The sequence below is a fragment of the Streptomyces sp. NPDC042002 genome (assembly GCF_055588305.1).
The window spans coordinates 1-24,906 of record NZ_JBVJCT010000065.1 but is presented as its reverse complement, the minus strand read 5'-3'; the positions used below and the strand labels follow the sequence as shown (position 1 = coordinate 24,906).

At 68.0% G+C, this 24,906-nt stretch carries 25 protein-coding genes and 1 pseudogene; 16 read left to right on the top strand and 10 right to left on the bottom strand.

Annotated features, from left to right (window positions below):
- Positions 1 to 55 precede the first annotated feature (55 nt).
- The gene (locus ACZ6KY_RS41155) at positions 56 to 811 is read right to left on the bottom strand and encodes an IS5 family transposase (protein WP_469315375.1); all 756 of its coding nucleotides are present in this window, start codon (positions 809 to 811) and stop codon (positions 56 to 58) included.
- Between the two features lie 300 nt (positions 812 to 1,111).
- On the opposite strand from ACZ6KY_RS41155, the gene ACZ6KY_RS41150 reads away from it, so the two are divergent.
- Positions 1,112 to 1,693, top strand: coding sequence for a hypothetical protein (locus ACZ6KY_RS41150; protein WP_469315374.1), 582 nt, complete (start codon positions 1,112 to 1,114; stop codon positions 1,691 to 1,693).
- A gap of 201 nt (positions 1,694 to 1,894) precedes the next feature.
- Here ACZ6KY_RS41150 and ACZ6KY_RS41145 read toward each other — a convergent pair whose 3' ends face one another.
- The 3 genes from ACZ6KY_RS41145 to ACZ6KY_RS41135 form a co-directional block, all read right to left on the bottom strand.
- On the bottom strand, positions 1,895 to 2,041 hold the full coding sequence (locus ACZ6KY_RS41145; RefSeq protein WP_469315373.1) for a hypothetical protein: 147 nt from the start codon (positions 2,039 to 2,041) through the stop codon (positions 1,895 to 1,897).
- Positions 1,993 to 2,313, bottom strand: coding sequence for a hypothetical protein (locus ACZ6KY_RS41140; protein WP_469315372.1), 321 nt, complete (start codon positions 2,311 to 2,313; stop codon positions 1,993 to 1,995). The genes ACZ6KY_RS41145 and ACZ6KY_RS41140 overlap by 49 nt, the downstream gene beginning before the upstream one ends.
- A 235-nt stretch (positions 2,314 to 2,548) precedes the next feature.
- Positions 2,549 to 3,403, bottom strand: a complete 855-nt coding sequence (locus tag ACZ6KY_RS41135; RefSeq protein ID WP_469315371.1) for an MmyB family transcriptional regulator — start codon at positions 3,401 to 3,403, stop codon at positions 2,549 to 2,551.
- Positions 3,404 to 4,067: 664 nt separating this feature from the next.
- Between ACZ6KY_RS41135 and ACZ6KY_RS41130 the strand changes: the two genes are divergently transcribed.
- Genes ACZ6KY_RS41130 through ACZ6KY_RS41120 form a run of 3 tightly spaced genes read left to right on the top strand, consistent with a single transcriptional unit; the run spans position 4,068 to position 6,236 of the window.
- Positions 4,068 to 4,508 (top strand): hypothetical protein, encoded by a 441-nt coding sequence (locus tag ACZ6KY_RS41130; protein ID WP_469315370.1) that lies wholly within the window; start codon positions 4,068 to 4,070, stop codon positions 4,506 to 4,508.
- Positions 4,495 to 5,781 (top strand): MAB_1171c family putative transporter, encoded by a 1,287-nt coding sequence (locus tag ACZ6KY_RS41125; protein WP_469315369.1) that lies wholly within the window; start codon positions 4,495 to 4,497, stop codon positions 5,779 to 5,781. The genes ACZ6KY_RS41130 and ACZ6KY_RS41125 overlap by 14 nt, the downstream gene beginning before the upstream one ends.
- A 2-nt stretch (positions 5,782 to 5,783) precedes the next feature.
- The gene (locus tag ACZ6KY_RS41120) at positions 5,784 to 6,236 is read left to right on the top strand and encodes an NUDIX domain-containing protein (protein WP_469315368.1); all 453 of its coding nucleotides are present in this window, start codon (positions 5,784 to 5,786) and stop codon (positions 6,234 to 6,236) included.
- Positions 6,237 to 6,296: 60 nt separating this feature from the next.
- Here ACZ6KY_RS41120 and ACZ6KY_RS41115 read toward each other — a convergent pair whose 3' ends face one another.
- The gene (locus tag ACZ6KY_RS41115; protein ID WP_469315367.1) at positions 6,297 to 7,166 is read right to left on the bottom strand and encodes a helix-turn-helix domain-containing protein; all 870 of its coding nucleotides are present in this window, start codon (positions 7,164 to 7,166) and stop codon (positions 6,297 to 6,299) included.
- A gap of 687 nt (positions 7,167 to 7,853) precedes the next feature.
- Here ACZ6KY_RS41115 and ACZ6KY_RS41110 point away from each other — a divergent pair.
- The 6 genes from ACZ6KY_RS41110 (at position 7,854) to ACZ6KY_RS41085 (ending at position 12,953) form a co-directional block, all read left to right on the top strand.
- Complete coding sequence (locus tag ACZ6KY_RS41110; RefSeq protein ID WP_469315366.1) at positions 7,854 to 8,738, top strand: helix-turn-helix domain-containing protein; 885 nt, start codon at positions 7,854 to 7,856, stop codon at positions 8,736 to 8,738.
- Between the two features lie 7 nt (positions 8,739 to 8,745).
- Entirely contained in the window at positions 8,746 to 9,444 is a 699-nt protein-coding gene (locus ACZ6KY_RS41105) for a zinc finger domain-containing protein (RefSeq protein WP_469315365.1), read from the top strand.
- A gap of 161 nt (positions 9,445 to 9,605) precedes the next feature.
- A complete protein-coding gene (locus ACZ6KY_RS41100; protein WP_469315364.1) occupies positions 9,606 to 10,247 on the top strand; it encodes a WhiB family transcriptional regulator in 642 nt (213 codons plus the stop codon).
- On the top strand, positions 10,244 to 11,815 hold the full coding sequence (locus ACZ6KY_RS41095) for a hypothetical protein (protein ID WP_469315363.1): 1,572 nt from the start codon (positions 10,244 to 10,246) through the stop codon (positions 11,813 to 11,815). Before ACZ6KY_RS41100 ends, ACZ6KY_RS41095 begins: the two co-directional genes overlap by 4 nt.
- On the top strand, positions 11,812 to 12,003 hold the full coding sequence (locus ACZ6KY_RS41090) for a hypothetical protein (RefSeq protein ID WP_469315362.1): 192 nt from the start codon (positions 11,812 to 11,814) through the stop codon (positions 12,001 to 12,003). Before ACZ6KY_RS41095 ends, ACZ6KY_RS41090 begins: the two co-directional genes overlap by 4 nt.
- Positions 12,004 to 12,527: 524 nt before the next feature.
- Positions 12,528 to 12,953, top strand: a complete 426-nt coding sequence (locus ACZ6KY_RS41085) for a plasmid mobilization protein (RefSeq protein WP_469315361.1) — start codon at positions 12,528 to 12,530, stop codon at positions 12,951 to 12,953.
- A 9-nt stretch (positions 12,954 to 12,962) separates the two neighbouring features.
- Here the strand turns inward: ACZ6KY_RS41085 and ACZ6KY_RS41080 are convergent, their stop codons facing one another.
- The gene (locus tag ACZ6KY_RS41080) at positions 12,963 to 13,448 is read right to left on the bottom strand and encodes a hypothetical protein (protein WP_469315360.1); all 486 of its coding nucleotides are present in this window, start codon (positions 13,446 to 13,448) and stop codon (positions 12,963 to 12,965) included.
- 80 nt (positions 13,449 to 13,528) lie between these two features.
- Between ACZ6KY_RS41080 and ACZ6KY_RS41075 the strand changes: the two genes are divergently transcribed.
- The 3 genes from ACZ6KY_RS41075 (at position 13,529) to ACZ6KY_RS41065 (ending at position 16,908) form a co-directional block, all read left to right on the top strand.
- Positions 13,529 to 15,259, top strand: a complete 1,731-nt coding sequence (locus ACZ6KY_RS41075) for a relaxase/mobilization nuclease domain-containing protein (protein ID WP_469315359.1) — start codon at positions 13,529 to 13,531, stop codon at positions 15,257 to 15,259.
- A gap of 424 nt (positions 15,260 to 15,683) precedes the next feature.
- Positions 15,684 to 16,133, top strand: a complete 450-nt coding sequence (locus ACZ6KY_RS41070) for a hypothetical protein (RefSeq protein WP_469315358.1) — start codon at positions 15,684 to 15,686, stop codon at positions 16,131 to 16,133.
- Positions 16,134 to 16,212: 79 nt separating this feature from the next.
- Entirely contained in the window at positions 16,213 to 16,908 is a 696-nt protein-coding gene (locus ACZ6KY_RS41065) for a hypothetical protein (protein ID WP_469315357.1), read from the top strand.
- 155 nt (positions 16,909 to 17,063) lie between these two features.
- Here the strand turns inward: ACZ6KY_RS41065 and ACZ6KY_RS41060 are convergent, their stop codons facing one another.
- From ACZ6KY_RS41060 to ACZ6KY_RS41050, 3 genes are all read right to left on the bottom strand, one after another.
- Complete coding sequence (locus ACZ6KY_RS41060; RefSeq protein ID WP_469315356.1) at positions 17,064 to 17,885, bottom strand: SPDY domain-containing protein; 822 nt, start codon at positions 17,883 to 17,885, stop codon at positions 17,064 to 17,066.
- A 15-nt stretch (positions 17,886 to 17,900) separates the two neighbouring features.
- Positions 17,901 to 18,191: a hypothetical protein gene (locus ACZ6KY_RS41055; RefSeq protein ID WP_469315355.1), complete on the bottom strand. Its 291-nt coding sequence runs from the start codon at positions 18,189 to 18,191 to the stop codon at positions 17,901 to 17,903.
- A gap of 109 nt (positions 18,192 to 18,300) precedes the next feature.
- On the bottom strand, positions 18,301 to 18,654 hold the full coding sequence (locus ACZ6KY_RS41050; RefSeq protein WP_469315354.1) for an SPDY domain-containing protein: 354 nt from the start codon (positions 18,652 to 18,654) through the stop codon (positions 18,301 to 18,303).
- A gap of 332 nt (positions 18,655 to 18,986) precedes the next feature.
- On the opposite strand from ACZ6KY_RS41050, the gene ACZ6KY_RS41045 reads away from it, so the two are divergent.
- On the top strand, positions 18,987 to 19,619 hold the full coding sequence (locus tag ACZ6KY_RS41045) for a DUF2461 family protein (RefSeq protein WP_469315353.1): 633 nt from the start codon (positions 18,987 to 18,989) through the stop codon (positions 19,617 to 19,619).
- A gap of 59 nt (positions 19,620 to 19,678) precedes the next feature.
- Here the strand turns inward: ACZ6KY_RS41045 and ACZ6KY_RS41040 are convergent.
- Positions 19,679 to 19,951 (bottom strand): annotated as a pseudogene (locus ACZ6KY_RS41040) (IMP dehydrogenase); the annotation flags it as partial.
- A 430-nt stretch (positions 19,952 to 20,381) separates the two neighbouring features.
- Between ACZ6KY_RS41040 and ACZ6KY_RS41035 the strand changes: the two are divergent.
- Positions 20,382 to 23,030, top strand: coding sequence for a GIY-YIG nuclease family protein (locus ACZ6KY_RS41035; RefSeq protein ID WP_469315352.1), 2,649 nt, complete (start codon positions 20,382 to 20,384; stop codon positions 23,028 to 23,030).
- A 282-nt stretch (positions 23,031 to 23,312) separates the two neighbouring features.
- Positions 23,313 to 24,623 (top strand): hypothetical protein, encoded by a 1,311-nt coding sequence (locus tag ACZ6KY_RS41030; protein WP_469315351.1) that lies wholly within the window; start codon positions 23,313 to 23,315, stop codon positions 24,621 to 24,623.
- The last annotated feature ends 283 nt before the right edge of the window (positions 24,624 to 24,906 follow it).

Sequence of the window (24,906 nt, the reverse complement as noted above, 5' to 3'; positions counted from 1 at the left end):
GTGCTGGACCGGCGTCTGCACCACCTGCCACCAACCCCTGCCCAGCGGGTCACGCTCAAGGCCAAGACCGAGCCAGACCTAACGGAGTCCTACTAGTGATGCGGGTGGTCGAGCACCGCAGTTTGCGGAGGAGCCGCCAGGACTTGAGGGTGGCGACGGCCTGCTCGACCAGGGCCCGGATCTTGGCGTGAGACCGGTTGACGGCCTTCTGACCGTCGGAGAGCGTCTCCCAGCGTCCCCAGTACGGAACGCGGACTGTGCCTCCGGCACCGCGGTTTCCCTTGTCCGCCCAGCACGTGATGCCGGCGTCCGTGAGCATGCCGACGATGCCGTGTTCACGGGCGGCCCGGACGTCATGGACAGCGCCGGGAAGAGCCGGCGATGCCCACAGCAGCCGACCGGACGGATCGGCCAGAACCTGCACGTTCATCCCGTGTTTCTTGTGCTTCCCGGAGTAGAAAGGGCGGTCCGTGGCGATCCGGTCGATGGGCAGCAAGGTGCCGTCCAGCAGTACAAGCGCCTTGGTCGATGCCGTACGGGCAGCCTCCTCGAGGGTCGGGGCGAGTGCGGCCAAGAGGTCGACAGCCTCGGCAACGTATCGGTAGGCGGTGGTGGTGCCGACACCGAACCCGGCCGCGAGCTGGGCGTAGGGGTGGCCGTTGCGGAGGTGGGCGAGTGTGAGCAGAGCCTGCCGGCCCGGAGTCAGGCGCCTCCACCGACTACCGAGCTCCCGGCGGTGTTGGCGGAGCTTGGCGGACAGGAAGCGCAGGGCAGAGCTGGATACGTCGACGCCGGACGGGTACACAAGCACACGAAGCCTCTGGAGGAGACGGATTTCTTGGTCGAAGACCCGTCTAGCAGGGGCTTCACCTGTCTGTCAGCCCAACTGACCTACGCATCTGCCGGGTTGGAGTCGACTCAGTTCCTCAAGACCCAGGTCGGCGGCCTGCTCGCGACGGACTTTCTCCACCTCGACACCATCGGCCTGCACCGCTTGTACGCCCTGCTCGTCAAAGCATCGTGGGAGCCATGCCGACGGCCGCCCTTCGGCATCGGAGTCCGCCGATCATTCCGAGCGACAGTCCGGACCAGCGGGTGGCACCATTCGGCCATGTGCGAAGACTGCCTGGCCGGCTACACACGCTGTGTCCACGTCACCGCTGACGCCGCCGAAGCGTACCGCCAGGCCATGCGGCTGTGTGCGCTGATGGAACACCGCGGCGAGGAGGCGGAACTGCTGACGCACCTGGAGAGCGTCGACGAGGTCCGCCGAATGGCGGCGGCGCTGCCGAACTCCCGCTTTGTGCACCGCCCTTACCTTGGCGCCCGACCCTCTTGCGGCGCCGGCGGCTGCGAACCGGACGTGCCGGTCATGGACGACCGTGAACTGGAGGCACACCTGCCGCTCGAGATGTCGGCACGGTTCGCACCGGGGACGGCCGAGGACCGGGTCATCGCGGCACTGGGCGACAACGGCAACGCGGTCTTCCTCGTATGGCCGGGCCGCTGGCCGGACAGACCCGAGCACGGCCTGCACGGCTCCCGCCACGACGCGGTACAGGTCGCCTTCCGCGGCGACCACGCCGACCCTGCACTGCCGTCCGGCCGGCACGCGGCCCACGTCCACGTGTCCAAGCAGTCCGGCCACCGCGGCGTCGAGTATCTGGCTGCGCAGGCGGGGCTCCGCCCATGACCAACTCGGCGCTCGTGCACGCCGCCGTCCGGTCCGCATCACCGCACTCGTCCAAGCCGTCCTCGCCCTGCATCTGACCAGCTCAACGTGAAGTTGGAAAGAGCTCAGTGGCTCCGCATGACGGGTCACTAGCGATCGCGCCATGAGCCGGATGGCGAGTGCGGCGGCCGTGACGGACGGGTGGCATGAAACGGAGAGCTGCTACGGGCGGCCCTGGATGAACAGGCCCGGTTCGGTCTCGGCGAGGACGCCCAGGCTGACCAGGCGCTTGAGCTTGCGGCGGGTGCTCTCGATGTTCTTCAGCTTGAGCGGAAGGTCTGGGGCCTGGCACAGGTCGCGGGCACGCATGGTCCAGCAGCGTCGGCGAAGACGTCGAGGATCTGCTGGTAGGCCGGGTGGGCCGGCAGAACAGGCGGCTCCTCGGCTGGCTCCGGGGACGTTGGCGGGCGGGCGAGAAGTGTCTTCCGGGTCACCGCCAGGTTCTCGATCTCCTCGTCGAGCTCACACAGGCACGTCGTGAACTCGTCCATCTGCGCACGGATCTGCGCCGCATCGCCGACAACGGGCTCGCCTTCGCGTGCGTCGATCCGCTCCAGAAGCGGCGCGACCTGGTCATCCATGCGGTCACCCGCGCCAGGTGGGCGTGGTCTGTTCGGTGACCGACCCTTATCTCCAGTCCGGTGAGCTGCAGTTGAGTATCGTCCTGATGTCCGGCCCCCGTGTCGCCGCCATCCCTGTCCAGGACTGCCGCGTGGAAGATCCCTCGGATATTCACGTGGCCCGGAAGAATAGTCCCACCGTCCACATCAGTGCTGGCAGCGCACCATGAACCAAAGCGTAAAGGAGGTGGCGTCCTCAAGTGGGCACCAACTCTGCAGGCGTGATCACCATCAGGCGGCAGGACGGCACCTCCATGGGCGTCAGCGCAACGATTCGTACGACGGACTCCTTACCTCCATGCCGGGGAAGATGGAGGCGGCGCGGCGCACTGGAAGTCAGGTAGCTGACCGTCGGCAGATCAGGGGCGTTCCATAATTTGCGGGCGATCGGATCGAGGCGCACAGTCTCGATGACTTCTCCAAGGCGCTCGTCACGCGGCCATTGTTCGGCATTGGCACGGAGTGCCGCGATCGCGGGAAGTGCCCAGTCCTCTTGCCAGTTGATGAGCTGGGCCCGGGCTTCCGGCCAAGTAAGCACCCATTCAGCAACGTTGAGGCCCTTGGTCACCCGTGGAAAGTATTCTCGCACTGTCGAGTTGTAGGCGAGAACGTCCCAGCGATGGTCGCTGAGGTAGATGCCCCAGGTCGGACTCTGCTCGACAAGGGCGATGAGAGCTGGCGGTAACAGCCGGTCATGTGGGCTCGCGGGGTTCGCGTCCGGGGCCCGGCCGCGGACGATTCGGTGGACGATGTCCCACTCGTCGGCGTCCAGGGCGAGGATGCGGCGGATTGCACGCAGAAAGGCGTCGCTGTAGTTCGCCGGGCGCCCCGCTTCGAGTGCGTTGTACCACCGGCGGGAGACGCCTGCCAGGCGCGCCGCCTGGGCTTGGGTGATCCCCAGAGTGGACTTGACGCCGAACTCGGCGGTAAACCCTGGTATGTCCGATGGATTTCGACGTGCACGGGCTTGCCGCAGAATGCGAGTGAGGAGGAGCTGCCCGTCAACATCGCCACTCGTAACGTTCACGTAACGCCCGCGAGCGGGATTCACGTCACAACCCCCATCACGTCTGGGATCTCACTCATCATCACGACCAGTCCTCATCTCGGCCTGAATTCCAGCGAGTTGAAGTGATTACTCCTATCGCAGGAACGATAGTTGAAGTGGCGACCACCTCTCTGTGAGAACTGTTAGTTCTCATAGAGAGGATAAGCGCAACTCCCGGCCTCCGTGAGATGGCTGATCCGGCTCTAGGGTCACAGGCGCCAGGGAGGCATTCCCTGGCGCAATCGGTCGACTTGCACAGGTAAAGGATCTTCATGTCGCTCTCTGTTCTGAATCCCGAAGGCAACAACGGAATCCCGCCCTCAACCGCGTGCACTCCCCACGAAAGCGGCCATCCTGCTCTCGTGACGCGGCACGCTGACCGTTTGAGGTCGCCTGACGGCGTCTCTACCGCTCTCTGAGGAGGCTGATAGTGACCTTCGGCACGAGCAATTTAGGTCGTGCTATGGGATGGATAGTTCGTCTCAGCAGCCGACCGTGGAGGACGACCATCAGCTCCGCGGGTGAACACCCTGCGAAGGCAGCGACACGGCGTGAGCTACGCGAGGAGTGCCAGGCGCTGCTGGCCGAAATTCCGATCCCAACGCCGTTCACCCTGGACGGGCTGATCGCGGGTATCGAAGCCGTGCGAGGTCGGCGAATCAAGCTGGTGCCCATTGCAGACCATCTGCTGGCCAACACTGACGTGTGCGGACTGTGGCTGCAGTTGGACGACGTCCCGGTCGACCTGGTCCTGTACGTGGAGGGCACCACGCCCTTTCACCGGATGCGGATCATCCTCCACGAGTTGGCCCACATGTGGTGTGACGACACGAGCGAGGAGAGCTTCGAGCAGCTCGCCCGGCTCATGCCCGACTTCCCGCCCAATGTTCTGCAACGCCTCACGGCCAGGGGCCGCGTCATGGCCCGTCACCGGTACGACTCTCACATCGAGCGGCGCGCAGAGATGCTGGCTGACCTGCTGCATCACGAGGCGTACGCCACCGACTACATCGAGGACCCCACCCTGCGCCACCTCGACGAAGACCTCTCCCACCCCAGCTCCATCCCCCGTCCCCGCACCCCCTGGAAGAACCGTGTCCGTCTCTGATGCGATCGTCTCTCTCATCATCGGGCTGCTGCTGCTCCAGACCGCCGTACGCCTGCCCGGTGTTGTGCGTGGCCGCCGTCGGCGCTTCCTCTGGGGCGCCTTCACTGCGTTCGCGCTGTCCTGGTGGCTTCGGACCGATCTCGGCCGAGCCGCGATCGATCCCCTGGGCATCAACGACCTGCCCACCCTCCTCAAGCACGCATTGGCGATCGTCGGCACCTGCGTGTTGCTGACCTACGTCACTGACGTCTACGCCGACGAAGACGCCACAGCCCGCCACATCAAGATCTCGACCGTGGTGCACCGCGTCGCCGCCCGCGCCTCATTCGCCACGGTGGTATGCCTGACCGTGGTGTTCTTCCTGGCGCTGGACCGGAGCAAGACCGCGGCCGACAGCCCATACTTCATGGGTCGCCACGCCGGCGAGACGGGCCTCGCGCTCTACATGGGACTGCTCTACCTCTACACGGCGGCAGCCGCACTCGTGTGCGGCTACCAGTGGGGCCGGGCCTCACGCCATGCCTGTCGGTGGACCCTGCGCCTCGGATTGACCATGATGGCCGCCGGTATGGCCATCATCGTTGTGTACGCGGCCCTGCGCACCGCGTTCTTGGTTCCCACCACCCTGCACCCGCTGTCCGAGCAGGCGGTCGCCGAGCAGGAGCACATCACCGACACGTTGCTGTACGCGGGCTTCCTGCTCTGGCTGCTCGGCTCGGTCACCCCCGCCATCCACGCCGTGCGGGCGCACTTCCAGAGCACGAGAGCGGTCATCGGGCTCCATCCGCTCTGGCGCGACATGGTCCTCGCCATGGACGGAATCGCCCTGTACCAGCCGAGCAACCTGTTCCACAGCCATCGGGCAGCGGCCGCGCTCAATACGATCCGGGACGTGCGGTCACACGATTCAACTTCGCAGATCCGGCTCGGGCGCTACGTCACCGAGATCCGCGACGTGACGCACGAACTCCGGCGGCGCGCCCCAGCCGACCTCTACGAACGAGCCGTTCAACTCGCCCAGGCGGAAGGACGTCGCGGGATCGACGCCGACGCCACGGCTGAAGCGTACTGGCTCAAGGCCGCACTCGTGGCTGCCGGGCAGCCAGCCGGAACACCGGCCGCCTTCCGGACTACCGGCGACGACTTCACCACGGAGGTCGCCTGGCTGCTGCGCGTGGCCGCGGCATACCGCGCGACCAGCCCCGCGAGCATCTCCCACCTCCTCCACCCCTCCGATACCCCGCAACTCTTCTCTCACATCACCAGGACCTGACCATGAACCCTTCTTCCGTCACCGTGACCGCCTCGGCAGCGGTCATGTTGTCCAACACCGACGGCGATGTCCTCATCGTCAACCCGACCTACAAAGACTTCTGGAACCTCCCCGGAGGCGCCATCGATCAGGGTGAGACCCCTGAAGAGGCTGCCGCTCGCGAGGTGCGCGAAGAACTCGGCATCACCCCGCCCATCGGCCGCCTGCTGGTCCACGCCTGGCTCACCGTTCCTGGCCACGGAGCGCAGGTCCTCTATATCTTCGACGGCGGCGTGCTCAGCCCGGAAGACCAGGCTGCGGTCACCCTCCAGGAGGAAGAGCTGAGCGAATACCGCTTCTGCCGACCGGACAGCATGGAGAGCGGGCTCATCCCCCCGCACCTGACCGAGGTCTGGCAGGCCGCCCTGGCCGCCCGTTCCGAACAGCACCCGCAAGTACTCTCGGTCCGCCTGTAAGCACAAAGGGCCCGGCTCGAGGCAGCGCTCTCGGGCCGGGCTCCGTGCTGGGCGCGCCCATTACGGTTGGGCTGGCAGCCCGTCCTCACCCTGAGCTTCGGCCCGGGCTTTGTCGACCTCATGAAGGATGAAGTCCAGCAGGTCCGCCGACAGCCCCTTCTGCTCGCCACCGCGCGCGGCGATCGCAGCGATCTGCCCCCGGAGCAACATCGTCTCTCCGATGATCCGCTGCACGTCGGCGTCCTGCGACCAGATCACCGGGGTCGTGTCCAACGCCTCCGCGAGCGCATCCAGCACATCCGGCTCCGCACAGCTCATCACGTCGGTCCGCAGGTCACGCACCAAGTCCTCGGTGAGAACCTTCCCGCCCGTACGCTCGTTGCCGAGAGCCGCGAGCTGTGCGTCCGAGAGCGGAGCCGGCAGGCGCTCCAGCAGATACGTGATCTTCTCCGCCAGGGTTTCCGGAAGCCCTCCGCCGCCCTGCCGAGACTGCTCATCGGGCTCGGGTACTTCGATGCCGAAGGATCGCTCCTGCGCGCGCCGCAGGGCTTCGATGCTCACGCTGTAGGCATCTGCCAACTTCGGCTCGTATTCCGCCGCAAGGCGCCGCTGACCATTCTCGGCGGCGGCCACGGGGCCGGCAGTACTCGTCTCGGTCAGCGTCTTGGTGGCTGCCTGCGTGTATCCGGCATCGGCCCGGAGGTCAGCAAGGTCGGGACGCCCGTCCCGAGGAAACAGCTCATCCAGGTCTCGCCGAAGCGCCGCAGCGAGGCGAGGCAGCTTCTCCGGGTCCGGAACGGAACGCCCCGTCTCCCAGGCGCTGACACGGGCTCCGCTGACCCCCACGTGGCTCGCCACATCGGTCTGCTTGAAGCGGCCCTCCCTGCGGGCAAGTAGCACACGCTCGGGGTCGAAGCGGCGAGCCGGCATCCAACAACATCCTTCCTGGTCCGATGTGGTGCCCATCGGCACACTGCCACTTGATCACTGAGGCAAACGAGGATACTTTCGTTCCATCGACCAGGGCAGCTAGTCAGCGTACCTCGGTTCAATCTGCCGCGCCCACAAGAGAAACGTCTCCGCGACACCCATCCCCCGGAACCGCCAGATACGCCCACCCAACCAGACAGGCGGGCGCTCCGTCCCAGCCATCACAGGCAATCACGGGGGCATTTGATGCATTACCTTCTGCAACTTCTACAGAGGTTAAGAACCAACTCTGGATCTTGACACTGGCGCGTGCGTATGTTCGTCGCCCCCCGGCACCCATCCCGGCGCTGCGAACGCGAGGAGCACAGCAGGCAGAGAGCGGCTCATACAGGTCCGCATACAGCGGCGCCCGAGAGCGGAAACTCCGGGCGCCGGGTTTTCAACGGCAACTCGCCCCGGCAAGGGCGGAGATTGCCCACCATCATCACGCTGATCCCTTCCACGGGGCGCTTCAGCGTGGCAACACTGCAAAGGGGATTCTTGCATGCCTCCTGCCCTGCGTAAAAGGCCCATCCGCCTGGCCTGCGCGGCAGCCACCTCCGTCCCGACGTCTTCCCGCCCCGGGTCTGAACGCACCAGTCCGCCCTCAGCAAGCCTTCGGTCCCGCCCCGTGATCGGGAGCGGCCGATGAGCAGCGATGCCCGCGAGTGGGTGTGGGAGCACAGCTCTAGCCGAGGAACCGCACGCTTGGTCCTGCTGTCGATCGCGGACCGGGTGGCCGACGAGCAGTGCGTCTCCTGGGCCTCGCTCTCCAGCCTGGCCAAGCGCACATGCGCCTCGGTGTCCACGGTGCGCGAAGCCATCGCCCGACTGCTCAAAGCCGGTGAGCTGGAGCAGCTCGACGACCTCACCGGCCCCCAGCGCAGCACGGTCTACCGCCTGCCCCTCGCTGCCAAGGCCGTCGCACAGGCCCTGCGCGAGCAGCAGGAGGACAGCGACGACACGTCACCCGACGAGGCCCCCCTGACACTCCGGATCTCGGCCCTGCGGCGGTACGGGATCCGCCCGCGCCAGGTACCGGAATCCCCCGCGAAGGTCCGGAAACCGGCAGATTCGGAAACCGGCACCTCCCGGCGGAAACCGGCACCTCGGCGTACCGGAAACCGGCACAGCGATGTACCGGAAACCGGCACACAGAACCGTAGTGAACCGGATTTGAACCGGAGGTACAGCAGTAGTGGTGGCGCTGTCACCTCGGCTGCCGAGTGGCAGGTTGACCCAGCCACCCACGCCTGGACCCGCCAGCAGGGGCACCTCGACCGCCTCGGCGAGGAGGGCCTGCAGGCAACCGACGCGAAGTGGCGCGCCCACCGTGCCGACTTCAAGCCGCGGACGGCGGGGGCCTGGGCTGCCGACTGGCGCTCCTGGGTCGCCCGAGAGCACGCCCCGGGCCGCCCGAACCTCTACGCCCTGTCCGGCAAAGGCCCCGCTCAGCCGGGCGGCATGACTCGGGCCGAGGCCCACACGGCCGCCCTCCTCGCCGCCCTCGAAGAGCCGACGGGAACGGAGTAGCCACACCGTGGATCGCCGCGAAATCGCCGCCCTGCTGGCCTACATCGGCCGACTCGACCCCCGTACCATCCGCACCCACCAGGGCGAGGCCCGCGACCAGCTCGCTCAGTGGCACGAGCTGCTCGGCGACGTGCCGATGGCCACGCCCCACGGCTGGGACGCCCGCGTCGCTGCCCGTCAACACATCCGCGTCTCGCCATACCAGATCCTGCCTGCGGACGTCGCCCGCCCGTGGGAGAGCTACCGGCGTGACCGCCTGGCCCGGCACACCGATCCCACGCCGTCCGTCGACCCGGACGACCAGGCAGCCTGGACCGCCGAGCTGGTCGGCACCCGCCGCGCCGTCGCCGCCGGCACCGTACAGCCCGTGCAGTCCCGGGCAATCACCAGCGGTCGCGGCCGGATCGACCCGAAGCTGGAAGCCCGGCTGCGGGAGGTCGGCTCCTGCATACCGCCCGCCGCCCGCGCTGCCCTCGCGCCTTACCGGCCCGCCCGCGCAGCACGCGAGGTGGCCATCGCCCAAGGGCAGCCCGACGCCCTGAGTGTCCGCTGCGACTGGTGCCTGGCCCAGGCCGGCGAGCCGTGCCGCCGCCGGCGGATCGGCCCCGACGACGGGGTACGGGGAACCGCCCCGCGCGCCACCCCGCACCCCGGTCGCCTCGACCACGCCGCTGCCCAGCAGGCCCAGCAGCCCGCAGTGGCCTGACCGGCGCGCAGCGCGGCGCACCCCGTCCGGTGCACCGCCACACCACACCACCGTCCCGCCACGGCTGCGGCGCACGCCCTCGCGCCGCAGCCGGCACCCGACGCCGCGTCCCTTCAGTGCCGGCCCTGACGGGCCGACGCGGCACCACTTCGGAGACCACCATGCGCTACATCACCACCCACGACGCGCCGGTCACCGGCCTGCGCGGCATCGGCGACACCAGCTGGCACACCCGCGGTGTGTGCCACGGCATGGACCCCGAGGACGCTGACGCCGTGTTCTTCCCGCTGCCCCGCGACCACGAGGCCATCGCCGAGGCGAAAGAGCTGTGCGGCCTGTGCCCGGTGCGCCGCGACTGCTTCAACTACGCCCTGGAGAACGTCCTCAAAGAGGGCGTCTGGGGCGGCCTCACCGAAGCCGAGCGGCGCCCGTGGCACGACGGTCTGCCCCGGCGCCTCGACTACCGGCGGGTGAGCGCGTTCTTCAAAGGACGTGACGTGCACCTGACTGAGGCCGAGCGGCAGGTCGTCATCGACCACGCCTACGTCCGGGGCTGGCGCCCTGACCGGCTCGCCGCTGCCCTGCAGATAAGCCACAAGCACGCCCGTGACCTGCTCCGGCAGGCAGCCAACAAGGTCTTCGACCGCGACCGCACCTACGGCGTGCCCCGGCCCAAGAAGAAGCGGGCGAAGGCCGCCCCGACCACAGGCAGCCCCACTCCCGCCAAGCCCGGCACGCGGCAGCCGGTGTCCCGTCCGGTGACGTCGACCTCGACGCACGCCCCTCTTGGAAAGGCCGCATGACCCACCCCGTCCTGTCCCTCGGTTCCGCTTCGGACCTGCCTCTCCTCCTCGCGGCCGGCGTGCCCGCGGCCCTCTCGCTGGTGCTGGCCGCCTGGGCGCTCCGGCGCCGGAGCGGGCGCCCTCAAAAGCGTCTCGGTGGCCCGGCGGTCAAGGTCGCCGCGCTCGCCGCGCTCGGCTGCACCGCCTACAGCGCGGACACAAGCTGGCGCTTCGCCGCCGACTACCTCAACATGGCCGGCACCGCCGAACGCATCGGCATGTTCGCCGCAGCCGAACTCGCGCTCTTCGCGACCGCGTTGATGGCACGCCAGAACCTGGCCTCCCAAGGTGCGCCCGGCCTGCCGGGCACCCTGGTCTGGGTGATCACCACGGTGCAGGTGATCCCCTCCTACGCCGAGAGCGGTCCCATCGGCGGCACCGTCCGCGCCTTCGTCGGCCCGATCATGGCGGCGATGCTGTGGCACCTCGCCATGGGCATCGAACTGCGCGTGCACACACCGGGCGCCACGTCCCGCGGCTTGATCGCCACCCTGGGACGGGAAGCGCGCGAGCGTCTCCTGTCCCGCCTCGGCATCGCCGCGCGAGACCGCGACGCCGCACAGATCACCCGCGACCGGGCCACTACCCGCGCTGTCGCCCTGGCCGCCCGTCTCGCCGAGCGCACGCCCGAGCAGCAGCGGAACCGGCGAGGCCGACGGCTCACCAGGCGGCTGTCGAAGGCGGTCGGCAGGGCCTCGGTCGGCACCGACCCCTCTCAGCGCGCGCAGCTCCTCGACCAGCTCGCCGCCCGCCGGCACGCGCTCGCGCTCGCCACAGTCCCACTCCCTTCTCCCTGGTCCATGCCGCAAGGCAGTGCCACTCCCGCCACCGCCCCCTCAGCGCAGGCCCAGAGCACGGCGGTCCCCACGGTCGGTCCCCACGGTCCCGCCGAACTGACCGGGGACCGGGGACCGGTCCCCGGAACTGGGGAGCACGACTCGGGGACCGAGCCCACCGAGAAGTGGGGACCGACCGGCGGCAACATGGGGACCGAGCTCACCGGGGACTGGGGACCGGGAGGACCGACCCTGGGGACCGAACCCACCGGGGACCAGGAACCGGCGGCCGAATTCACCGCGGGGACCAGCGCGGGGACCGAGTGCCTCGACGCGGGGACCGGCGTGCCAGCGGTCGAAGTGCCTGCTCAGGCGCAGGCATGGCACCGGGGACCGAAGGGCGTCGAGTCAGGGACCGAGCCCACCGGGGACCGGGGACACAAGGTCCCCCTCCGGCGAAAGCCGACTACGAAAGCTGAGGACGAGGGAAAGCGAAACGGCCGGTCCCGCAGCCCGCAGATGCAGCGTTCACCGCGCGAGCCGGAACAGTCCGTGGACCAGCTCGTCCAGCAGGTGAGCCCCCATGTCCCCGCCCTGCTCGAACGGGACGGCAACGAGTCCGTCACCCGAGTCCAGCTAAGAGAGATCCTTCGACGCGAGGGCCTCAAGGGCGGCCGAAACGACCGACTGAGCCTCGTCCTCCAGGAACTGCGGAGCAACGCCACCACAACGAGAAGGACCACCGCCCGATGAAGACCTGCCACCAGTTCAACACCGTCCGTGCGGAGTACGAACGGGAGATCGGCTTCATGATCGCCCACTCCGAGCGGCACGCGGGCAGGCCGGCGGCGAAGTCCAGCGCGAAGCAGGCCGCTTCGACCAAACAGCGGATGGCACGGGCCCTCAACAGCCACGTCGGACGCTGTCCCGAGTGCGGCTGACCAGCAAAGAGCCAGATCAACGGTCCTATCCGCAGCGGTGGCCAGGGTCCGCGCAGGCCACCGCCCCGATCCAGGAGGCACGCCTTAATTCCGCGTCCCACTCGCACATCCGAGCTCAGGGACCGCCGAGTCCGACGCCTGGACGGACGTTCTGGTCTGCCGGTGCCTCCTGCACGCCCCAGTCCTCACCCCGACCGGTCAGTGGCTCGTTCACTGCAGTACGACGGGGCCGTCCACGTCCTTACGGGACCAGCCGAAGCCGTCGAACTGGCGGCCACCATCCGGCACCGCATCCGATCCACGAGGCCCGAATCCCGATGACAAACCCGACCCGCAACGGCAACACCCCGGAACCTGCTCGTGACCTCAACTCGGTCTCGGGGCGAGCAAGTTATCGGCCAAGCTACTCTTCCCCGTCGGGGAAGGCAGCTTGGCCATATCCCGCCCCAGGGGTGGCGGGAGCGGTCCAGCACCGGGGGGCACTGGACCGTCAGACAGCGACCGAGGGCGGATCGCAGCCAGGGGTGGAGGAGCAGCCGCGAAGCGGCGCGAGCACCGCTCCAGCAGCCATCGCGCGTAAGCGCTCCCCGCAGAAGAACAAGCGCGCACGCGTCTGCAACATCCGTCTCAACGACGACGAGTGGAGTCGTCTGACCACCGCAGCCCGTACCTCGCGCAAGAGCCTGCCCGCCTACCTCGTGCGCGCTGGTCTCGCCGCCGCCGAGGACGCCGAGAACACCGCTGCGGTCATCGCAGGCCACCGAGATCTGATAGCCGAGCTGTTCGCCGCGCGCCGTCATCTCGGGCAGGTCGGCAACAACTTGAATCAGGTCGCCCGTGCCGTCAATAGCGGCGGACAGCCTGCGGAACTCGACGCCGTCGTTTCGGCTGTTCAGCGCGCGGTCGCTCGCGTGCAGGCGGTCACCGACTGGCTGCTGGAACAGGATTGACCGAGCTGCTCAGGCAGACCACGAGGCGCTGCCGGCCAGCAGGCTTCGGACGTCGCGCCGGACAGCTTCCTGGAACCGGTTGCGCAGCGTCCCGATCTCGTCCTTCACGGCGATGAGCGCCGGGATGTCCTGTGCGTCCGCGGTAGCCACATAGTCGCTCGCGCGTCGCAGACCTCGAAAGATCTCGTCTGCTGCCCGAACGACGTCGAGCGGAGCCAGGACATGGATCCGCTGCCGAGTGCCACCGAGATTGAAGCCGGCGAACGCATCAGCAGCTGCCGTCTCACGTTCCTCGACTGCCGTGGTCCGCAGCACGCGCAGCAGGTCCCTGCCGGTGTCCTCCATCGCGACCAGGTACGCGGCGTACAGCTCCGTACGCAGCTCCAGCAGGCGCGTGACTGCCTCCCGACGCCAACGCCGGCGGTCCGCCAGCGCCGTCGCGCCAGCCCCCAGCAGAACTCCAAGCAGCGCGGAAAGCGGCGATATCCAGCTCATCCGTGAGCACTTCCCGCACCGCGCGCGTGGAACGCCCGCTTCCCACTGCCCATTCCCGTTGATCAACCGAGGACAGCAGCATGATTCCCCGGATCCAAAAGCGCGGCCAGCGCACCATCGGCCTCCTGTACTACCTGTACGGGCCGGGCAAGTTCGAGGAGCACACTGACCCGCACCTGGTCGCCTCCTGGGACCACAATGCTCCCGACCCCGGACGAGACGCCACCGCGACCCTCAAGCAGCTCCAGCAGCTCCTGGACCAGCCCGTCGAGAACATCGACCAGGCGCAACGCTCGAAGAAGCACGTGTGGCATCTGTCCGTACGCAACGGTGGCGAGGACCGGATCCTGACGGACGAGGAATGGGGCGACGTGGCCCGCCGTATGGTCGCCGCCGCCGGGATCGACGGCCCCGAGGCGGGAGCGGGTTGTCGGTGGGCGGCCGTGCGGCACGCCGACGACCACATCCACATCATCGCCACCCTCGTCCGCGAAGACGGGTACAAACCTGACCTCGACAACGACGCCAACCGCGTCCAGGCCCAGGCCCGCGCCCTGGAAGCAGAGCTGGGCCTGCGCTGCCTCAACAAGGGTGACGGCACCGCGGCGAAGCGCCCCACCAGCGCCGAGCGCCACAAGGCTCAGCGCCAGGGCCGCGAGCGCACCGCGCGGGAAGAACTGCGCGAGACCGTACGCCGAGCGGTGTCCGGCGCTCGAAGCGAGGCGGAGTTCTTCGACCGCCTCGCCGCCGCCGGCCTCCTGATCCGCACGCGCGAGGCCCCCTCCGGTGACCTGCTCGGCTACAAAGTGGCTCTACTGGACGACCGCAACAAGGACGGCGAGCCCGTGTTCTATCCCGGGGTGCGCCTCGCCCCGGACCTGTCCCTGCCACGGATCCGTGAGCGCTGGTCCGCCGACCAGACCTCATCGACAGATACAGCCAGCCGTGCGACTGCGATCAGCCCGTCTGCCGCACGTCGGAGGACAGCGTCGGCTGCCTGGACCGCGATCACGGTCGTCGAGAACGGTGACGACGCGGTCGCCGCCGCCCACATCGCTGCGGTCGGCGAGGTCCTGGACGCCCTCGCGAAGACGTCCGCCGCGCACACCCGCCGCGAACTGCGGGACGCTGCCTTCGCGTTCGAGCGGGCCTCCCGCTCCCACGTACGTGCCGAGCGCGGGCACGACCGCGCCCTGCGGCAGGCCGCCCGCGACCTCGTCCACGGCGGTCCCGCGCTCGGCCGAGGCGAGGACGACGCGAGCACCGCGATGGCGATCGACATGCTGTTCTTCCTCATCACCGCGGCCATGCACTGGCACGCGAAGAAGGGACACGCGCAGCAGGCCGCTGCCGCCTGTCAGGCCGCCGAGCACCTGCGCGCCGCCTACGAAGAGGCCGCCGCCCAGCCCCTCGGCGTGCTCTACCAGCGAGGTCGACGCCTGAGCCGGCCGATGCTTCAGCGGCAGACGGTCGTGCTGCGCGAGGCGCTGCCGAGGTTGGTTGAGCAGATCCTCGCCGAGCCCGGCTGGCACGCCCTGGCGGCGACCATCGTGGAGGCCGAAGCCGCTGGCCACGACCCGGCCGCTCTCTTGTCCGACGCAGTAGAGCGTCGCGAACTCGACAGCGCGGACTCGGTGAGCGATGTGTTGGTGTGGCGGATGCGGCGGATGGCCGACCTGCCTGCCGATGGCTCGGGGCCACCCGATAACGGCACGACGGGGAACCCGTCCGCAACGCGCAGGGCAGCGTCCGGGCCTTCCGCACCTGGTCGGCGCCGCGTCGGGGAGGAGGCATCGGGCAAGACCCGGTGAGCCCTCCGGCGTGCAGGGCCGCGGTCTCAGCGCACGGCCGAAAGCAGGGACACAACGACCGCCCCGCCCGCGACCCACAGCATGGTCGTTCGCCACACGCTCCCCCGGCGGCGTTCAGGTCCGCTCTGTGGTTCGCGGGCACCAGCGCACACACGACGGGAGGGAATGATGCAGGTGTGGCGAGTCAAGCCAATAGGCGCCGCGAAGTTGGGTGGTCAAGGAGGACGAGGCGAGTTCGGTCATACCGAGGCCCCCTGCCGCCAAGGGACACGTGCCGTGGCCAACTCGTCATCTCCGGCATGGGGATGCGAGGAAACGCTCTCTGACCTCCCCGAACGTCACTGTTGACTTTGTGAATTGAAGCCTCCGGGGGCGTAGGACACGATCATGAAGCGAGCAGGACGAGGCAAGGGAGGACGTCGGGGTGTTTCACCGGATACGGCGCCGGGCCAAGGAGCCCAGCGAGGAGCAGCGCCGATTCGTCAAGATGGCGGCGAAAATGCAGGGGCAAGTGCCGCCGGCGGTTGAGCGGGCGTGGGCCGAACGGGACCGTGAACGCAGCGATCCAGCCGCCGTGGTGGACGACTTCCTTCCGCCGGAGCTGCGCATACCCAGCCACGACCAGGTCGACGGAACGATGATGCCGTGGAAGCAGCCCCTCGTACTCGACGGCGAGATGGTCGCCTGCTCCGAGTGCGGCGCGTACCGGGGCTGGCTCATCCTCTCCACCCGCAACCAGATCTGGCTGCGCTGCCGGGTCGGCCACCAGCAGCAGGAGACCCGCCTCGACACCGCCTGGTTCAACCGGAACTCCGGGCCGGCGGACGCGACGCACGCCACGTTCGAGGACTGCCTGCGCCACCTCGGACACTGACCCCCACTCCTACGACCCCACCGGGCCCGCGGGCCCGCACTGACCACCCGTCGCCTAGCACTAAGGGGTCAGTTCCGTCATGCGCGTTCGCGTCGCCACCACCGCCCTCGGCATCGCCGCCGCCCTCCTCGCCATGCCCGCCTGCTCCACCGACACCACTGGCACCAAGCCCAACACCGCTCCCTCCGCCCGTACCGGGAAGTCGGCCGACGACGCCCTGAAGGCCGCTTCTCTCTCGTCGGCCGCGCTGGAGACGCGCCTGCTCGACGAGAGCGACCTCGGCAGCGGCTACCTGCGAAAGCCGGAGCGCCCCGCCCAGCACGACGACGTCACCGTCGTCGGCTGCCCGGCCCTGAGCGAGCTGGGCGGCGACGCGGCTACCGGTGGCACGCTCGCCTTCCCCCGCAAGGCGAAGACGGCCTTCACGTACGGCGGCAGCTACTCGGAGATCTCCGAGGAGCTGTACACGGACAGCGCGAACAAGCTGTCCGACGGCATCGACCGGATCTTCGACGCGATGACCGGCTGCCCGACCTATCAGGTAGTCGCGGGCGGCACCCCGATCAACATGGCCTCGCAGAAGCTGCCCACGCCCCGCGGGCTCGGTGACGAGCAGTGGAGCCAGCTCCTGACGTTCTCCGGCGGAGGGCGGAGCACCGTGGTCAAGCAGACTGCGGTCCGCGACGGCAGTCTGCTGCTGATCGTCTCCGGCTCTCCGGCCCTCGTCGACCGCCACCTCGACAGGGCCCTGGCCAAGGCAACCGCAGCCAACTGACCGGCCCCCGACGCACGCTGCCCCCACCCGAATCCTTCGGATGGTCGGAGGCAGCGTGCGTCCGGCACACGTACGGTGCGGGCCCGAGAAGCGGAAAGCCCGGCCCTCCATGAAGGAGGAGCCGGGCTGAGCGCGTCGGGTGACAGCGCGGGGTGCTAGATGGCCGGCGCACGCAGGAGCCGCTCCCGGGTGGCCTCGGGCAGCACCCGGCGCAGGACCGGTGCGGTCGAGCTGAGGGAGGCGGCGAAGGCGGCCACGAGGTCGTGCGGGACGCTGGCGGCGAAGGAGGCCGCCCACAGACACGGTGCGCCGAGCGCGGGCTCGGCCCATGCCTGCCATCCGGCTGGCCCCGCCTCGCCAGCCTCGGCGGCCAGGGGGCGCGGGTCGGCGTCCTGGATGAGGGGCGGCACCTCGCCGAGGCTGATGTGCGAGGTGAACGTCGGGTCCGTCGCTGCCGCTTGGGGCTGGTCGATGTCGCGGAACCATCCGTGTGCGGCGACGGCGTCGAGGACCAGCTCGGGTCCGGCGAGCGGCACGGCGGGCTGGTCGCGAGCGTCGAGCGTGACGAGGAAGTCGGACACGGCTTCGCCGGGGACATTGGGGGTGAAGTAGGCCGACCACTGAGCGAGCGGGCTGCTCGTCTCGGCGCGGGCGGAGATCTGCCAGGCGATCGGCAGCTCTCCCAAGTGGAACGGCTCGTCCGCCAGGCTCCACTGGGCCCAGCGCAGGGCGTCGGGGCTGATGTGCAGGACGGTGCTGCGCAGAACCTGTCGGTCCTCCGGCGCCTCGTCCGGCACGTGCCGCCCGCGGACGATCGTCAGGCTCGTCCAGCCCAGACCGGCGAGCGTGTCGGCGACGGCGTCGTAGAGGCGCCCATCATCACCGGCCAGATACCGAGGACCGACCCAGAACTCGGGCTGGCCGCCGCGCGGAGTGGACTGATCGAGCGGGAAGTCGGGGTACAGGGGCGCCTCCAAGGGCTCGGTGCGGGTCTAGTTGCCGCCGGCTCGGCGGCGGGGGCGGCGCAGGGGCGCCTGGACGGGGCCCTGCCACGTCAGGGCGACAGCGACCTCGGGCGGCAGATGGCCGAGCTGCGCGTCCTCGTTCCGCCCTTCGGCGAGGTAGACAACGGCCCGGCCGGTCTCGTCCACGGACTGCACGACCTGCGCCAAGCGGTGTGCCATCGGAAAGAACGGATTCACGGCCTGGCGGACTGGAGCACTCCGGTCACAGCCGGACAGCAGGTCGATGAGATCGCCGACGGTCATCTCCGTGGACGTCACGAAACAGCCTCCTGGGGTGCGGGGAAACGGGGAGCAGTGGAACAGGCCGGTGGCCCGGCAGACAGCCGACCGCCCACGGGGCGAGGACTACCTGTCGGTACCCGCGCTGTCATAGGCGCCGTGAGGTCTCCAGCACGCGCGCCACTGCAGCGGCGACGATGTCCGCCGGCGTCTCGACGTCGAACGACAGGTGGTAGCCGCGCACCTTGGCCGTGCCGGTGACGGCGATCTTCCATCCCTCGCCGTCCGTTCCGGGGCGGCCGAGCGGGAACCAGCCGAGGTAGAACCGGCCGTCCTTGGAGCTGACGTGCACGTCCGCACGATCATCCACGATCAGGTGGAAGTCCTCCGCGGAGAACTGGTCCATGACCAGCGTGGGCTGGCCGGGACCGAGCTGCCACTCGCGCAGCCGCAGGGCTTCGACGGTGGTGAAGAAACCGGGGCCAACAGGCGCTACGGTCACAGGCAATCACCTCTCTGACCTGGGGTTTCTTGCAAGGTCGTCTACGTTGACATGCCCTCACGCACGTTGGCCAGTCTTTCCGCGATCTTTCCTGTCTGCCCCCGGCGAACTGCTATCCCCTGCCATTCTGTGGGATCTCAAGTTCGGCTGCACAATCTCGCCGCCCGCTTCATATCGACTGCACTCTCCGTGTTCCTCGACGAACTCGCCCACCGCACACCGCACATCGAACTGGCCGGCGAGCCCCGCCGCAGCACCTCCCACCGTGTCTGGGCCAAGCCTCCCTGCCCCTCTCACTCTCCGCGCGCGGATCCATGGGTTAGCCTGCGCGCATGCGCGGACAGTTCACCGGCTGGCCGGAGCAGGCCATGGACGTGTTGTGGCAGCTCCAGGGCGAACCGACCCACGCGACCCGCGAGCGCTACCGCGCGGACCGCGAACGCCTGGTCCGGCAGCCGATGATCGCCCTGCTCAACGAGGTCGCGGACACCGACCCCCGGTACGAGGACTTCTCCGTCTGGCACTACCGCACCGACTCCTGGTGGTGGCAGCACCAGGGCGCGGTGATCCGGCTCGGCCGCAAGATCGAGATCGGTCTCCGGTTCTCCCTGGACGGCCTGCGCATCCAGGGCGCCTGGTGGTACCCCGATCCCGGCCAGGTGGACATGTTCCGCAAAGCCGTGGCCTCTGAGGGAAGCGGACGCGAACTGTCCGCCATCGTCGAGGACGTGCGGAAGAAGGGCTACAACATCTCTGGGGACGTGATGAAACGCCCCCCACGCGGCTATCCGACAGACCACTCCCGTACGAACCTGCTGCGCCACCGTTCTCTGATCGCCGCCCGTCCCCTCGGCTGCGAGGAGTGGCTGCACACCCCCGAGGCAGTCGACCGAGTCCTCTTGGCCGCCGCCGACCTGGACACCCTGCTGATGTGGCTGGTCCGCCACGTGAAACGCGCCCCCTGACATCACGAGGGCCCCGCGCGGCACGGGAGGAACCAAACCCGTGCCATCGGCCCCCGCACTCAGAAGGTGACGCGCACCTTCAGCGCCGACCGGTGGTCCATCGCCCGATGGCCGTCAGGCACCTCGGCCAAGGAGACGGCATGGTCGAAGACGGGCCCCGGATCGAGGACCCCGGAGAGCACATCCGGCAGGAGTTTGGGAATGTAGGCGCGGACTGGGGCGATGCCCCCGCGCAGCGCGATGATGCGGTCGAACATCCAGCGCAGAACGCCCCCGCGTTTTCCGCCATACGGCGCCACCGCACAACCGACCGCACCGCCGTCCTGGGTGATAGCCGGCCGTGAGACCGCAGGTTAGCGGTCTGCCCGTCCGGAGCGGCCTCAGTAAACCCAGCGGGGATGCACCGAGAGCTGAGACAACCGCAGATGAAGCAGCGTGAGACACCGCGAGAAGTCGCAGGTCACAGCCTCGGCGTATGCAACGAAGCGCGAGACCCTACACATTCAATCGAGACCTTTGACAGCGGACCCAGTCGTGCGGGCTTCCTACACCTCCACGCTGAGGAGGTCAGCGGAAACGTCGTCATGTCTTGCCGGTGCGGGTCTCTTGTCAGTGGCACCTCATACACTCCGCAGATGCGACAGGCCAGGATGATGAGCTCCCTGGCCGTGGTTCTCCAGGGCTCATGGGCATGGCGTCCGCCAGACGCCCGCATGTCCCGCATGTCCCTGACACCATGCGCCGGCAAAGCTTTCACGAGGTGTGACGGTCTCTGTTGCGGATGTCGGAGAGGGTTCCACTGCCGTCCTTATCAACAGGGGGATTAGAGCTGTGCCTTCCGCTACTGGCCTGACCGACCTGCGCGAGCAGTGGATCCAGAAGATCTGCGCGGGGATTGCCACCTCCGTCGGTCGCCACCACCCGTTGCTGGATCCGGCGCGGATCGTCGGTAACCCGAGCGATCTGGATCTATTGCGTGCCCTTCTGATCCTGCGGATCGCCGTCTTGGACTCGCGTGGCCGGTCCACCGCGCATATCACCGGACTGCTGGCAAAGCACACGCTCTTCGCCGATCCCAAGCCTGACACGGATCAACTCACCAGCCTGGTCGAGCATGTCCGTCGGCACGTAGAGCACGACGGCCTTGTCGGTTCCGTTCTGCTGTTCGGCCTCGGACTGCGTGCTGAGGATCCGGAGGGCACGTATGCCCTGCTCCTGGACCACTGGTCCCGTCGGCTGGCCCGCGCGGCCACCGCCGCCCAGGCGGCCAGGGAACTGGCCCGACACTGGGACGTGGAGGCTCGCACCGGAGAGGCTCTGGTGCCTCGCTCACTCATATCTCTTGATGCGTACTCCGACACCATCTGGTCCAGACTGGAAGCGGAACGCGACGCTCGTGTCCGGGATGCCGCCGCGGTTGCCTTGCTCAGGAAGGGTAGCGAGGCTCAACGTCTGTGGCTGGAGCGGTTTCCCGCCCACGAGGCCAGGCATCTGTGGAAGTTGGGCTCAGATGTGGCCTACTGCACGGCGGCCAAGGGTCACCTTCGAGAGGTAAGCCGACAGCTCCGGAAGAATCACGCTCTGCGGCCAGTGATCGCCCGAGCCTTGGAGCTGGTCAACGAGCAGCTAGAGACCCTCGGCGAGGCGATCGGGTGTCTGAGCGATACCGAGCGCGACATGCTGCGGGCGCGCACACATCAGGAGCGCTTCCAGGACTCCTGCGTTCTGACCTTCCTGAACCAGTCCCTCGACTTCCAGCAGTCATACCCCGTCAGTTCCTGTGTCCCTGGTGCCGAGGCGGTACACGGCACCTTCGGCCCTCTGCCCTGGTGGAACATCATCGTCCGAACCGCAGCAAAGGCGGAGGCTGCCTTCGCCGCATTCACAGAGGGGGTGCTGCCCCTCGGTTTCGAGCGGGATCCCGAACATCGGAACCGCCTTCTGCTCATCTGCCGTAAGCCCAGGACGGAGTCCCCGGGCATGCACGCCCACTTCGTCTTCGACCTGGACAACCCAGGTCACGCCTGCGAGCTGCTCCTCATCGCGAAGCGTTCCGGCATCCCTATCGACCTCTACACCCAAGCACACAACGAGTACGACGAAATCGAGTCCACCCACCTGGGCACTGTGTACGCACATATCGGCCCGGAGCTCGCCAGTCTGATCATGGAAGCCGCCACCGATGCACTGGCCCGATCCCTGCCAGGCTCCCGTGACCGCGACTTCGACGGGCATGAGGGGCTCGAACCGCTCGAAGAAGCGTTGCGCTGTGTGTCCCGCGCTCAGGTGGAGCACTTCTCCTCGGGACGCCGCATCACCGCCTCATCCCATCACAACCTCGAAGGTGGGATCGAAGTGCTGTCGGCCGACCCGCCAGTCACGCTCTCCGGATTCTCCAGCGGCATCAAGAGGCGCCAGAAAAACGGCAGTTCCCGGAAGGCGGGCACCGGGACTCCTCCTCGGACGACTGGGTTCGTATACGTCCAACGGAACCCTGCCTTCCCGAACATGCTCAAGATCGGCTACACAGACCTGCTCGCGGAGGACCGAGCTAAGGACCTGTCAGGGACATCGGTCCCCTTCCCTTTCGACGTGCTCTTCAGGACCAACACGCCCCGGCCCAAAGACGTCGAACAGGCTGTCCACCGCCTCCTCACCGCCCAACGGGTCAACGCAGGCAAGGAGTTCTTCCGCGTCTCCCTGGAGACGGCCATCGAGGCGATCCGCCGATGCCAGAGAGAGGTAACCGGTATCACCAGCTGGGAGCCGATCCCTGCAATTCATCGCCTACGCGCGAATGACCGAGTCGTCCTGCCCCTGAGGGCAGGGCAGTTGTTCACGCTCACCGCGTACCCCCATCTGCTCAGCTCGTCCGCTGAGGTACTCGACATCTGGATGGCCCACGCGGACGGCGACCTCCTGGAGATCCACTCCACGCGTGACCCCGGGCACGTGGCCGGAATCAGCGACAACGATCCCGGCTCATACGAGGACCCCGTTCCCTTCCTCGACAGAGACGGAACCGTGCGGAACGGCATGCTGGTTGGCAGGGAGCGCCTGGTAGCCGGCGACCGGCTGATCTGGTTCTCGGACGAGGAGGGGCCGACCGACGCCCGCGGCGTCGTCTTTGAAGCGGACGCCTTCTGCCAGGTCACCTACCGGACATCAGCCCCCCGACGGGGCCCGTTGGGTATACCTCTCCTGCTGAACGACCCTGATCGGGACCTTCCTGATGCCATGGGGGCACTCGTCAAGGATGTCCTCACGCTGGGCCCACCGCGCACCTGGGCTCCCCGGAACCCTCAAGAAGTGGACGGCTGGGCGGTAGCAGCTACGGATCCCCAGCCGCCCGAGCACTGGCTGCCTCAACTCGAACGACGGCGCAAGGACGTGCGCCGGGACCGACCCTGAGCACCGTGCGGCATAGGGGCCAGCTCGACGAGTCCATGTCCAGCGCCAGGACTGAACCTCCAGTCAGATCACAAGCAGGCCCAGAAATATCCTTTGCCAACCGGCCCCAGTCGGTGCAGGCCAGCGCGACTTCAGCGACTAACTTCGCTGTCCAAGGACAGACTGCTTTCCCAGCGAGTGATCCCGCAGCGAACTCACGAAGCCACACCTTCAGAGAAAGGGGTGGCCGCCCGTGTGCCTCTAGGTGCATCCTGGCGGGTTTCCCATAGTGAGGAGAAGTACATGGAGATCCGGTCGCTTGAGGCTTTGCGCGTTGCGGACAATCTGTCGCTGGCGTTCAACCCCTACGGACTCGGCAGCCGTATGAAACCCGAAGACGCCGCGGAGTTCCAACAGCGGCAGATCGCCGACTGTGACCTGGCGGAAGGTGTCGCGGCAGGAACACGCGACTCCTTCGAGCGGCTGCGCACTGTCTTCGCCTACGGCGTGCTCTGCTATGACGTATACACCGTGGTCGGCGACCAGGCGCTCCTGATCTTCGAGCAGGCATTGCGCGACCGGTTCATGGAATGGTGCGCCGGCACCATCACCTTCTGCTATCCCCAGGACCCGGACGAGTCCTTCGCCGTCACGTCGTACGACGAGGTCAAGAAGCTCGCGGACAGGATGACGCGACGACGCGCGAAACTGGTCATCGCAACGAACGCCATCGAGTTCAACGGCACGTTGCACGGCCTCCGCCGGTGGGCGCGTACGGCGGGCCTGCTCCGCGGGCGGCGCAGTCGTACAGCCGAAGACGCGCTGGCCAAGCTCCGCAACCACGTTGCGCATCCCGCCAGCCATCATGTCGACACCCCTGTGGAGGCGGCACGGACCGTTCGAGACCTGGCGGAACTCATCAACCAGCTGTGGGGGCAGGCCACTCCTGGTGGGCGCCTTTATCCGGCACCCCTGCTCCGCGAGATCGCTGTGCTGAGCTGGAACGGTTCCGGGCGAGCGCGGATGGAACCCGCCGAAGCGCTCTCCGTCCCCGACCCCACGGAAGAACAAGAAGGTGAGTACCAGCACATAGTGGTGCGGGCCGTCCCTTTCATCCCGAACAGTCGCTGGAATGACGATTACTGGGCGGAGTTTGATACTCGCTACGAGACCACGCGATTCCCGACCGACTATCTGTGGGGCCCGGGTACCCGCGAGGAGGCCCAAGCGTGGCTTGAGCGCGAGCGCCCCGAGGGTGACAGCGTCGACTTCACTGACCGAGTGTTCCTCATCCAGGACCACGAACGCCTACTGCCGCCGATGCGGCCGGCGGTAGCAGCCGGGCTGCCCGCCGAAGAGCGCGACGGGGTCTGGCATGTCGTACGGGCTGACTTCCCTGACGACGCCTTCGCGCACGTCCGAGGTTCCAGGGATAGCGGCGCCGACCACATCCGCCGCCCCGGAGACTGCCCTGCTTGTTCTGCTGAAGTCCTCGGCTTCGGATCCTTCGACGAAGCCCTTCTCGCTACAGAAGCCGCTCTCGGGCCGATCCAGGCAGTACAGCTGCCCACTGTCCGGCTCCCCCTGTCGACCTTCTGGCCCCACCGACCGTGAGTAGTGCAACATCAAGAGACAGACGACGGGCATGCTGGTTGAGGCAGAGAAGCTGTACTGGCTGATCGAGGCAAGGATGGCGACGTGGGTCTCGGCACGCTCCGCAAGGGGTGGGCGCAGCTGGCGGCCAGCAGCAAGGTCCTCGGTGCGTACGCGCACCGCACCGTTCTGTATGACGCGTGGCCCTCTAGCCTCGCCGTTTCACTTGGTGTGGGGCCGGGTTCTGTGCGGTAACGCGAAAGTGCCTTCTGAGCTGGGACGATGAACCTTGTCGAGGGGTTCT